This window comes from Roseateles sp., from assembly GCF_039595295.1.
Classification (GTDB): domain Bacteria; phylum Pseudomonadota; class Gammaproteobacteria; order Burkholderiales; family Burkholderiaceae_C; genus Roseateles.
Map to the genome: position 1 here is coordinate 1 of NZ_JBCNLU010000070.1, position 11,797 is coordinate 11,797.

Genomic DNA, 11,797 nt, shown 5'->3' on the forward strand with positions numbered 1-11,797 from the left:
AGCTCGGGCTTGACCAGGTTCAGGATCTCGGCGTGCGGCACCGCGGTGGCGGCGACGGTCAGCTTCTCGGCGGACGCGGCGCCCGCGGCGGCCAGCGACAGGGCGGCGATGGTGACGGCAAACAGCTTCTTCATGGGGACGGAACTCCTTTTTTCGGGAACGGACCCGGGTGGGGTCAGGTGTTGCGGATCAGCGATGCGAGACTTTTCGGACCAGCCAGTCGCCGAAGGACTGGAGCAACTGCACCAGCACCAGCAGCGCGACGACGGTGACGACCATCACCTCGGTCTGGAAGCGCTGGTAGCCGAAGCGGATGGCCAGGTCGCCCAGGCCGCCGCCGCCGATGACGCCGGACATGGCCGTGTAGCCGACCAGCGTGATCGCGGTGACGGTGAGCGCCGAGACGATGCCGGGCAGCGCCTCGGGCAGGAGCGCCTGCGTGACGATCTGGCGCGTGGTGGCGCCCATGGCCTGACCGGCTTCGACGATGCCGTGGTCGACGCCGCGCAGCGCGGTCTCGACCAGGCGCGCCAGGAAGGGCGTCGCGCCGACGACCAGCGGCGGGATCGCGCCGGCCACGCCCAGCGAGGTGCCGGTGATCAGCAGCGTGAACGGGATCAGCACGATCAGCAGGATGACGAAGGGCAGCGAGCGCAGCACGTTGACGACGAACGAGAGCAGCCCGTAGACCTTGGGCGAGGACACCAGACGGCCGCGGTCGAACAGATACAGCGCGATGCCCAGCGGCAGGCCCAGCAGCGCGGTGAACAGCAGCGAGCCGCCCAGCATCAGCAGCGTGTCGCCGCCGGCCAGGAAGATCTCGGTCCAGTCGATGGCCTGGAGCGTTTCCAGCCAGGTCGGTGCGGTGGCGAGGCTCATGCGCGCAGCTCCTCGACCTGCACGCCGCGATCGGCCAGCAGCTTGCGGGCGGCCGGCAGGTCGCCGCCGCTGATGGCGATGGTCAGTTGCCCGTAGGGCTGGCGCTTGATGCGGTCGATGCGGCCGGCCAGGATGCCGAAGTCCAGGTTGGCGTGACGGGCGACCTCGCCGAGCAGCGGCTCGTAGGTGCGCTCGCCGAAGAAGGTCAGGCGCCAGAGCGCGCCGGCCACGTGCGCGTAGTCGTCGCGCTGCGTGCCCTCGTCGACGTGCTCCGAGGCCAGGACGAAGCGCCTGGCGGTGTCCGAGCGCGGATGCAGGAAGACTTGCGCGACCGGGCCGAGCTCGACGATGCGGCCGCTCTCGAGCACCGCGACGCGGTCGCAGACGCGGCGCACCACGTCCATCTCGTGGGTGATCAGGACGATGCTGAGCTGGAGCTCCTGGTTGAGTTCGGCCAGCAGGTCGAGGATGGAGCGGGTGGTCTCGGGGTCGAGGGCGCTGGTGGCCTCGTCGCAGAGCAGGACGCGGGGCTCCAGGGCCAACGCGCGGGCGATGCCGACGCGCTGCTTCTGGCCGCCGGAGAGCTGCGAGGGGTACTTGTCCGCTTGGTCGGCAAGGCCGACGCGGGCCAGCAGTTCTTGGACGCGCGGCGCGATGCGGGCGGCATCCCAGCCGGCGATGCGCAGCGGCCAGGCGACGTTCTGCGCGACGGTGCGGGAGCTCAGCAGATTGAAGTGCTGGAAGATCATCGCGATCTTCTGGCGGGCGGCGCGGAGTTCGGAGGCGCTGAGCGCCTGCAGGTCCTGACCGTCGACCAAGACGCGGCCGCTGTCGGGACGCTCCAGCAGGTTGATCACCCGCAGCAGCGTGCTCTTGCCGGCGCCCGAGGCGCCGATGATGCCGAACACCTCTCCGGCTTCGACGCGCAGGTCCACGCCCTGCAACGCGGGGATGCGGCGACCGTCGACGTCATAGGACTTGTGGAGTTGTTCGAGCTGGATCACGGACGATGAAGGACGCTGGGGGCAGAAGCCAGCATGCGTCTCTTTTGGGCGGCTGTCGCCGAAAAGCCGTGATCCTTGGGGATTACCCGGAATTTGGCAAGCATTGAATGCTTATATGCATATGCCGGCGTGGGAAATCTGCCGATTTCGAATATGGAGAAGCCGCGGTTCGCCTCGACCGGGCGAGCTCCGCGCATCGGTGCGCATCGGTGCGCAGCGCGGCGCCGTTGCCGGCGCCGGCCTCAGTTCGGCAGCGGCAGAGAGGCGAGCTCCCGGATCAGCTCCGCGATGTTGTTGCGTAGCGCCGATTCGGTGGCGATACGCAGCTGCTCGGCGGGATTCAGGCTGTCGTCGATGCCGGCCTTCTGCGTGGTGCGCAGCACTCGCTGATAGATGACGTTGCCGCCACCGGCGGCGCGCTCGGTCAGCGTGTAGCGGACGGAGATGGCGACCTCGGGGGCGACCGGCACGTTGGGCTGGGCCAACGCCAGCATCTCGACCTTGAGCTGATAGCGGCCGGAGTCCGGCACGTCCGGCATCAGGCCCAGGCGCCGAAGCGACTCTTGATAGGTCTGGTTCAGCGTCATTGCGTTGATGCGGCTGCCCCACCAGCGCGAGGTTTCCTCGCCGCCCTGGACGGGCAGCAGGTCGATGTTGCGGCGCAGCTGCGGGCTCAGCCAGGAGCGCAGCTGCAGCGAGTCCATGTCCGTCAGCGACGATTCCAGCGGCCGCGCCGGCGAGCCGCAGCCCGCGAGCGCCGCGCAGGCGCAAGCCGCGGCGGCCAGCAGGGCCAGCGATGCCCGCTGCGGGCGGCGGATGGACGGGGCGGGGCGACGGTCGATCATGGCGGGCATCTTGCCTCCCTGAGCGCCGGGGCGATCCCCGGAAGTGGACCGGAATCGAGGGTCAGAGCCGCACCGGGCCGGCCGCCTGCGGGCGCCGCCGGTCGGTGTGGGTGTTCACAGGCGCCGGTGCTGCAGGGCCGGCAGCTGCTCGCGGACCTGCGCGATGCGCGCCGGATCGAGCTTTGCGATCGCCAGCCCCTCGCCTTCGGGTACGCAGGCCAGCACCTCGCCCCAGGGGTCGACAACCATGCTGTGACCCCAGGTGCGGCGGCCGTTCTCATGGGTGCCGCCCTGGGCGGCGGCGATGACGTAGGCCTGGTTCTCGACCGCGCGGGCGCGCAGCAGCAGCTCCCAATGCGCCTGGCCGGTGGTGAAGGTGAACGCCGCCGGCACGCTGATCAGGTCCAGCGGACCGCCCGCGCCGAAGCTCATCGCGCGGAACAGCTCCGGGAATCGCAGGTCGTAGCAGATGGACAGACCGGTGTGCAGCCTCGGGCCGCCCGGCAGCGTCGCGGTAAAGGTACTGGGGGCCCCGCCCGGCTCCAGCACGCGCGCCTCGTCGTAGCGCTCGCGGCCGTTGTCGTAGCAGAACAGGTGGAGCTTGTCGTAGCGCGCCGCCATCGAGCCGTCCGGCGCGAAGACGCAGGTGGTGTTGCGCACCCGCTCGGCGGGCACAGCGCCGCCTTCGAGCGCCAACGGCAGCGTGCCGCCCAGCACCCAGACGCCGTGCTCGCGCGCGGCGCGGCTGAGCAGGCCCTGGATGGGCGCGTCGAAGTCGCCGGGCTGCTCGGCGAAGGCCAGCTTGTCGGTGTCCTTGTGGCCCATCAGGCAGAAGTACTCGGGCAGCGACACCAGCTGCGCGCCCTGACGCGCCGCCTCGGCGATCCAGTGGCGGGCGCGCTCGAGGTTCTCCTCGAGCCGCGTGCTCGACACCATCTGGATTGCTGCGATCGTGACGGGCGAGGCGGAGGATGTCGTGGTCGTGCTCATTGGACGGACTCCCCTTGGGCGGTGCTGCCGCTGTTGTAGCTGCCTTGCGGCTGCGAGCGGCGCTGCAGTTGCTCGATGCGCGGATCGCTCCAGCTGCCGGTGACGCGGAATTCCTCGGTGTTGGCCGCCGCCAGCGGCTTGCGCAGCAGCCATTGGGCCAGGAAGGCGCCCAGGCCGATGGCCGGGTTTACCGCCGCGTAGGCCAGCGCCGCGCCGCCGGCATTGATCTCGGGCAGGACCAGCACGTGCAGGTCCTGCGTCTCGGCCGCCAGATCGGCGCTGCCTTCCATCAGCACCGCCGCCTGCAGTCCCTTCATGCGCAGGTTGTCGCTGCGCGCCACGCCCTTGGTGATGCGGATGTCGCCGGTGACGTTGTCGAAAGCGAAGCCCTCGGAGAACACGTCCCGGAAGTCCAGCATCAGCCGGCGCGGAATGGATTGCAGGCTCAGCACGCCCAGCAGCCGACCGACGCCGGGCTCGGCCTTCAGGAACTGACCGGACTCGACGGCGATGTTGAGATTGCCGCTCATGCTGGGGTAGTCCGGCGACAGCGGCGAGCCCTGCCAGGACACCTTGCCCACGACCTGTCCCTTGCCCCCGCGCAAGACCTGGCCCTGGCCCAGCCGCTCGGCCAGCTTGCCGCCGTCGGCGATGTCCAGCTTCCAGTCCAGATCGGTGCGGCGCTGTGCGCGGCCCGGCTCCGGCGCCCACTGGCCCGAGGCCGACAGCGTCGCGTCCGGTCCCTTGAGCAGCAGCCGGTTGAGCTTCCATTCGCGGGCGTCGCCCTGCTGGCGCGCGTCGATCTCCAGCCGGCCCAGGTGCTTGCCGCGCAGCTCGAAATCCTCGACCACGATGTCCAGCGCCGGCACCGAGCGGGGCTGCTTGTCCAGCAGCTGGTCGACGGTGTCGGCGTCGCTCTTGGGCACGGACAGCCGCGACAGCCGCGCATAGATGCGGCCGGGCTGGTTGGGCTTGGCGGTGCGCAGCTCGATGAGGCCGCTGAGCTGCTCCGCATCGACCGAGGCCCGCCAGCCGGCGCCCGCATCGCGCGACAGCGCCGCGGTGACGCGGTTCAGCGTGCGTCCGGCCGCCTGCAGGGTCTGCGCCTTGATCGTCAGCTGACTCGGCGCGTAGCCGTCGTCGGCGCTGCTCTCCAGGTCCGCGTCCTTGTTGCCGGTCAGCGTCGGCAGCGCGGTCTGCCAGGCGTCGGCATTGAACTGGTCGAAGCTGGCGCGCGCGACCACGCCTTGCGCGGGCAGCTCGGGCAGCTTCTCGCGGATGCCGATGGCGCCGCGCAGCACCTTGGGCTCATGGGTGACGTCGCGCTGATAGAGCGCCGACAGCGGGCCGACCTCGGCGCGCAGCTCCTCGCGCACGGTGCCGGCGGGCGCGGCCATGACGCGGGTGGTCACGCGCAGCGGCCAGGATTCCTCGGCCGTCTTGCGCATCGGCGCGGGCAGGTCGACGGCGATGCCTTGCATCGCGCTGCTCACCGTCACCTCGGTCTGGCCCTTGACGATGCCCAGCTCGAAGCGCACCGGCGTCTGGCCGCTCATGACCGCGGCGGGGCGTGTCAGGCCCAACTCCGGCGCGTTGCGCAGCGCTTCCGCCGTCACCGTGCCCTGCGCGACGAAGCGCATGTTGCCGTCGGGCAGGCTGCCGCCCTCGAAGCTGGCATCGCCGCCCAGCACCCGGGCCTGGCCGCCGCGCACCTGCACGCCCTTGTCGTCGAAATCCACCCGCGCCTTGGCCTGGGCCAGCATCGGCGTGTCCGGCCGCAGTCGCACGTCGTTGCCGGTCAGCGTGACCTGGCCCTTGACGGTCGAGCTGTCGATGTTCATCAAGGGCAGCCGCAGATTGAGCTTGAGCGCCATCGGCCCGGTGGCCGTGGTGTTGTCCAGCACATGGCCGACCAGCCCGGACACCGGCGAGGCGCGCACGTAGCGCAGGCCGTCGGCCAGCGCGCCGCGGGCCTGGCCGTCGATCTCCAGCACGGGCGAGTGGTGGTACAGGTCGGCCACCAGGCCCTGGACGTTGACCAGATCCACGCCCATCAGCTTGGCCTTGCCGTTGCGGATGGCCATGGCGGCGCGGTCGAAGACCAGCTCGGCATTGAGCTGCTCCATCGCCGGCCAGGGCGAGATGAAGGCGGGCTGGTCGTTCTCGGCCGGGTGACTCGGCACGTAGGCCAGGGTCAGGTCGCGCACCTGGCCGGCGACGCGGAACTGACCCTTGCTGCGCGGCTGGTCGAAGGGGAATTCATCCACCGGCCCCTGGAAGCGGACCTGGATCTTGTGGACCGAGCCGTCGCGGATGGCGTCGCGCACATAGCGGCGCGCGTCGGCGCCCATGGTCATGGGCAGGTAGCGCAGCACGCGCGGGGCGCGGATCTCCTCGACCCGGCCGGTCAGGTCCAGCCGGCCCGAGTCGTTCGGATGCTTGCCGTCGCCGCTCTGCCAGGAGCCTTCGATCTCGGCGTTCAGGTCCTCGTTGACCAGACGCACGCCGCTGAACTGCACCGACCACTGGGTGCGCGGGACCGCCGCCGCGGCCGAAACGGCCGAAGCGGCGGTCCCGGCGGAGGATGTCTTGGCGACCATCTGCACCGCGGTCGTCGAGGCCACGGCGAGCGGATTGACGATGGGCGTCGTGGCCGGCGCGCGCTTGCCAGCCGGCATCACGACCGGCGCGGCGGGGCGCTGCGCCCGCCAGCTGAGCGTCGCGTCGGCCTGCTTGAGCGGCACCATCGCTTCCTCGAAGACGCCCGGCAGGGTCACCTGGCCGTTGCGGATCGCCAGCGTGGCGCTGCCGCCTTGCTCGGTCGCGTCGAATTGCAGGTCCGCGCCGGCGATGCCCGGTCGGCCGGTGGACGGCGAGGACGCCGCCGAGGCGGGGGCGGCGGGTGAGGCAGGCGCGTCCGGCGCCGCGGCGCTCAGCTGCAGACCCTGCAGACGGCCGCGCGCGCGGTAGACGCGCGGCGCGTCGATCGGGCCTTCCCAATGCAGTTGCAGCGCGTTCATCAGGCCGGCGGGGTTCATGTCCGCGATCAGCGCACGCTGCGACTCGGCCAGCGGCAGTCGCGCAAGAATCTGCGCGCCCAGCGCCAGATCCAGCTGCTGCGCATTGAAATCACCTCCGATGAACGCGCCGGTCTTGGCGTCTCGCTTGAGCTCCAGCGCCCAGTCCGAACGGGGCCAGTCCAGCCCGTCGCCGCCCCTGAAGCCAAGCTGCCTGGCTTCCAGCGACACCGACTGCGGCGACTGTTTCAGGATCAGCCGGCCGGCGATCTGCGCCAGCTCCAGCTCCGGCAGGCCGGGCGCGACGCGCAGCTGCACCGAGCGCAAGCCCATGTCCAGGGTCAGGCTGCGCGGCTGCCCCTTGTCCAGATCCAGCCAGGCGCGCAGCGCGCCGTCGCCTTCGGTCAGCTCGAAGGGGAGGTCCACATAGCGGCGCAGCTCGCGCACATCGGTGCGGGGCAGGTCGCCGTAGAGCTGTCCGCTCCAATGCTGGAGCGCGCCGGGGCGCTCCAGCAGCGACTGGGTGAACTCGCCGCGCAGGGTGAAGCGCTCGCCCCAGCCGACGGGCGGGGTGGCGTCCAGGCGCAGGCGGTGGCGGCGCAGGCCGTTGCGCAGCACCAGGTTGAGATCGAAGAGCTCCAGCGGCGGCGCGGCGCGCAGCTCGTCCACCCAGCGGATGCGGCCGTGGAGGATGACGAACTCGTGCTGCTCGAAGAACCAGTCGGTGGCGGCTTCGGAGGTCGGGGTGTCGCCGGCGCCGTCGACGCTCAGGCCGGCGACGAAGACGCGGCCCTGCGCGTCGCGGCGCAGCAGCAGCTCGGGGCTGTCCAGCAGCAGCTGGGAGAAACGCAGCTCGAAAGCGAGCAGCGATCGGGGGGAGACCGCCGCGCTCACGCGGGGAAGCCGCAGCGCGTCGCGGCCGTTGGCGTCGACGACGCGGACGTCGCGCAGGTCCAGCGTGGGGATCCAGCCGGAGGAATTGGCGCTGATGCCGCCGATCCTCACGGGTACCCCCAATGCCTTGGTGGCTTGTCTTTCGAGCTCCGGTCGCCAGTCGTCGATGTGCGGCAGAATCGCCCAGTGCAACGCCAGCCAGGCCGCCATCAGCAGGGTGACAAGCCCCAGAAGAGGGATGCCGAGCCAGAGGGCGCAGCGTGTCCACAAGCGTCGCGTCGCGACCGCGGAACCGGAGTCAGGGCTGGTGGCGGACGAAGACATGTAAGAGCAGACGGCGGACGCCGAATCTAGCACAGGCATTTTCAGGCCAAAGCCAGCGAGAGCTTTCTTTACCGATGGATTCAGTTGCCCAGGCAAGCGCCGTCCCGGCGGGCCTTCCGGCCCCTGCCGCGACGGCGGACCACAGCCGATTCGTTCAGCGCATCCGGCGCCGCTATGAGGCGGAGCTGGCGCTGCTGCCGCCCGGCCTTCCCGATGACGTGACGATGCGCGCGCTGGTCGAGCGCTTCCGGCAAGAGGGACGCCCGTTGCCCGCCGCGCTGCGCGTCATGCGCCACCTGGTGATGGAGCGGCTGGCGGTGCTGGACGTCGAGCAGGGCGCCGCGATGACCGACGTCACCCAGGCCATGACGCATCTGGCCGAGGTCGCGCTGGACATCGGCCTGGCGCATTGCCGCGCCGAGCTCGACGCCCAATACGGCGTCCCGCGCGATGCGGCCGGCCAGGCGATCGACTTCTGGGTCGTGGGCATGGGCAAGCTGGGCGGACGCGAGCTCAACGTGTCGTCCGACATCGACCTGATCTATGTCTACGAGGACGACGGCCAGACCGACGGCGTCGAGGGCGGCCGCCAGCGCATCTCCGCGCACGAGTACTTCGCCCATCTGTCGCGCCGCTTGTCCACGCTGATCGGCGACGTGACCGAGGACGGGCAGGTCTTCCGCGTCGACCTGGCGCTGCGGCCCAACGGCAACTCCGGCCCGCCCGCGGTCAGCATGGGCATGCTGGAGGAGTATTTCCTGGTCCAGGGCCGCGAGTGGGAACGCTTCGCCTGGCTCAAGAGCCGGGTGATCGCGCCGCGCGCCAGCGTCAAGAGCGGCCGCGCGCTGCAATTGCGCAGCCTGGTGACGCCCTTCGTCTACCGGCGCTATTTGGATTACGGCGTCTTCGAGGGCCTGCGGCAGCTGCACCGCAAGATCCGCGACGAGGCCCAGCGCCGCGCCGCCGGCCGGCCCGAACGGGCCAACGACGTCAAGCTGTCGCGCGGCGGCATCCGCGAGATCGAGTTCATCGTCCAGCTGCTGCAGGTGGTGCGCGGCGGACAGTTCCCCGAGATCCGCACCCGTTCGACGCTCAAGGCGCTGACGCGGCTGGCCGCGCGCGGGCTGATGAAGCCGGAGACGGCGACCGCGCTGGCCCAGGGCTACGACTTCCTGCGCCGGGTCGAGCACCGCATTCAATATCTGGACGATCAGCAGACGCATTGCCTGCCCGCGGCCGACGAGGACATCGGCTGGATCGCGCGCAGCCTCTGCCTGACCTGCAACAGCCATGCCTGTCCGCTGCTGGACAAACTGATGGAGGTGCGCGAGCTCGTCGCCACCGAGTTCGACGCGCTGCTGCATGACGGCGTCGCGCCGAGCAACGGCGGCTGCAAGAACGGCATGTGCGGCGGACCTCCTTTGCCCATCGACAGCGAGGACTTCCTGGAGAAGCTGCAGCCCGAGCTCGCCGTCAGCGTGCGGCGTTGGGCGCAGCAGCCGCGCGTGCAGAACCTGCGCGAGGAATCGCGGCTGCGGCTGGCCAAGCTGGTCGGCCGCGCGGCGCTGGCGGTGCGCCAGGGGGAGTGCACGCTGGAGGCGGCGCAACGCTTCGTCGATTGGATCGAGCCGCTGCTGCGCCGCGAGAGCTACCTGGCGCTGCTGGTCGAACGTCCGCCGGTGCAGGGCCGATTGCTGCGGCTGCTGGGGCTGGCACGTTGGCCGATGCGCTATCTGATGCAGCATCCCGGCGTGATCGACGAGCTGGCGGATGCCCGCCTGCTGCACGAGCGCTTCGACGGTCCCGCGTTCATCCAGGATCTGCAGGCCCGGCACGACGCCTGGGCCGAGCACGGCGAGGCGAGCGAGGACGCGCTGCTGGACAGCGTGCGCCGCGCGCATCACGCCGAGGTCTTCCGCACGCTGGTGCGTGACGTCGAGGGCCAGATCAGCGTCGAGCAGGTGGCCGACGAGCTGTCGTTGCTCGCCGATGCCACGCTGCAATGCGTGATCGACTGGGCCTGGGCGCGGCTCAAGCAGAAACACCGCGACGCCCCGCGTCTGGCGGTGATCGCTTACGGCAAGCTGGGCGGCAAGGAACTGGGCTACGGCAGCGACCTGGACCTGGTCTTCCTCTTCGACGACGAGGACGAGAACGCGTCCGAGATCTATGGCGCCTTCGTCCGCAAGCTCATCACCTGGCTGACCATCCGCACCGCGGCGGGCGAGCTCTTCGACATCGACACGGCGCTGCGGCCCAACGGCAACTCGGGCCTGCTGGTCACGTCGCTCAGTTCCTTCGAGAACTACCAGGGCGGCCGCGGCAGCAACACCGCATGGACCTGGGAGCACCAGGCGATCACGCGAGCGCGCTTCTGCGCGGGCGACGCGTCCCTGGCCGAGCGCTTCGAGGCGACGCGGCGCGCGGTGCTGACCTCGCCGCGCGATCCGGTGGCGCTGCGCGACGAGGTGGTCGCCATGCGCGAGAAGCTGCGTGCGGCGCGGCCGGTGAAAGCCGGTCTCTTCGATGTGAAGCACAGTCCCGGCGGCATGGTCGACGCCGAGTTCACGCTGCAATACCTGATCCTGGCGCATGCCGGCGATCACCCGGATCTGCTGGCCAACGCCGGCAACATCGCGCTGCTGCAACGCGCCGAGGCCCACGGCCTGCTGCCGGCCGACGTGGGCCGCGCGGCGGCGGACGCCTACCGCGAGCTGCGCCGGGTGCAGCACCGGGCGCGTCTCAACGAGCAGTCAACGGCGCTGGATGCCGAGGCCGCCGCGGCGCTGCAGCCGCAGCGCGACGTGGTGCTGGCGCTGTGGCGCGCCGTCTTCGGCTGACGCTGACGGGCGCGTCGGATGCGAGGACGCGCATGGATGCTGGTGGCGCTGCTGCTGGCGACCGGCTCGCTGCTGGTTTGGGTGCAGCCGCCCGGCGTGCAGGCGGCGTTGCAATGGCGCCCTGAACTCGCCTGGCGGGAGCCGTGGAGAGCCTTCAGCGCCGCGCTGCTGCATCTGAGCCCTCAGCATCTGATCGCGAATCTGGCGGGCTGCGCGGTGGTCGGTTTGCTGGGCCTGGCCGCGCGCCTGACCTGGCGCGAGGCGCTGGCCTGGTTGCTGGCTTGGCCGCTGACGCAGTTCGGTCTGCTGATCGAGCCTCAACTGGAACGATTCGGCGGCCTGTCCGGCGTGCTGCACGCGGGCGTGGCCGTCGCGGTGATCGCGATGCTGCGCGCGCGCGCGGCGCATGGGCGGGAGCGGGTGATCGGTCTGGTGGTCGGCATCGGCCTGCTGGCCAAGGTGACGGCGGAGCGGCCCTTGTCGGGCCCGCCGCTGCGTCACTGGGACGGCTGGAACATCGCGATCGCGCCGCTGGCGCATCTGACGGGCCTGATCGCCGGCGTGGTGGCGAGCGCGGTGATCGCGCTGGCGTGTGCGTTGGCCGCGCGAGGCGTACGAGAACGACAGCGCCGCCGGGCATGATCCGCCGCCATGGAACGCAAGCAGCAACTCGACGGAACGGCGGTGCTCATCCTGCTCGGATGCTGCCTGCTGTGGGGCCTGAACCAGGTCGCGGCCAAGGCGGCGCTGACGGAGATCGGCCCGCTGTGGCAAGCCGCGCTGCGCTCGGGCGTGGCGGGACTGCTGGTGTGGGGCTTCGCGGCCGCGCGCGGCATCGCGCTGTTCGGCCGTGACGGCAGCCTGAAGGGCGGGCTGCTCGCGGGCCTGCTCTTCGCGGCCGAGTTCGCCTGCATCTTCCTCGGGCTGCAATACACGACGGCCTCGCGGATGGTGGTCTTCATCTACCTCGCGCCCTTCGTGGTGGCGCTGGGGATGCCGCTGAT

8 protein-coding genes and 1 pseudogene are annotated in these 11,797 nt (G+C 70.8%); 3 read left to right on the forward strand and 6 right to left on the reverse strand.

Going from position 1 to position 11,797, the window contains the following annotated elements:
- The 6 genes and pseudogenes from ABDW59_RS23970 to ABDW59_RS23995 form a co-directional block, all read right to left on the reverse strand.
- Nucleotides 1-134 (reverse strand): annotated as a pseudogene (locus tag ABDW59_RS23970) (methionine ABC transporter substrate-binding protein); the annotation flags it as partial.
- 55 nt (nt 135-189) lie between these two features.
- Entirely contained in the window at nt 190-879 is a 690-nt protein-coding gene (locus ABDW59_RS23975; RefSeq protein WP_343633897.1) for a methionine ABC transporter permease, read from the reverse strand.
- The gene (locus ABDW59_RS23980) at nt 876-1,883 is read right to left on the reverse strand and encodes a methionine ABC transporter ATP-binding protein (protein WP_343633899.1); all 1,008 of its coding nucleotides are present in this window, start codon (nt 1,881-1,883) and stop codon (nt 876-878) included. Before ABDW59_RS23980 ends, ABDW59_RS23975 begins: the two co-directional genes overlap by 4 nt.
- Before the next feature lie 242 nt (nt 1,884-2,125).
- On the reverse strand, nt 2,126-2,728 hold the full coding sequence (locus tag ABDW59_RS23985; protein WP_343633901.1) for a hypothetical protein: 603 nt from the start codon (nt 2,726-2,728) through the stop codon (nt 2,126-2,128).
- Nucleotides 2,729-2,842: 114 nt separating this feature from the next.
- Nucleotides 2,843-3,718, reverse strand: a complete 876-nt coding sequence (locus ABDW59_RS23990) for a carbon-nitrogen hydrolase family protein (protein ID WP_343633903.1) — start codon at nt 3,716-3,718, stop codon at nt 2,843-2,845.
- The gene (locus ABDW59_RS23995; protein WP_343633905.1) at nt 3,715-7,992 is read right to left on the reverse strand and encodes a YhdP family protein; all 4,278 of its coding nucleotides are present in this window, start codon (nt 7,990-7,992) and stop codon (nt 3,715-3,717) included. Before ABDW59_RS23995 ends, ABDW59_RS23990 begins: the two co-directional genes overlap by 4 nt.
- 35 nt (nt 7,993-8,027) lie before the next feature.
- Between ABDW59_RS23995 and glnE the strand changes: the two genes are divergently transcribed.
- From glnE to ABDW59_RS24010, 3 genes are all read left to right on the forward strand, one after another.
- On the forward strand, nt 8,028-10,793 hold the full coding sequence (glnE, locus tag ABDW59_RS24000) for a bifunctional [glutamate--ammonia ligase]-adenylyl-L-tyrosine phosphorylase/[glutamate--ammonia-ligase] adenylyltransferase (protein WP_343633907.1): 2,766 nt from the start codon (nt 8,028-8,030) through the stop codon (nt 10,791-10,793).
- A gap of 18 nt (nt 10,794-10,811) precedes the next feature.
- The gene (gene rrtA, locus ABDW59_RS24005) at nt 10,812-11,435 is read left to right on the forward strand and encodes a rhombosortase (RefSeq protein WP_343633909.1); all 624 of its coding nucleotides are present in this window, start codon (nt 10,812-10,814) and stop codon (nt 11,433-11,435) included.
- A gap of 9 nt (nt 11,436-11,444) precedes the next feature.
- On the forward strand, nt 11,445-11,797 hold a 353-nt coding region (locus ABDW59_RS24010; protein WP_343633911.1), incomplete at its 3' end, for an EamA family transporter.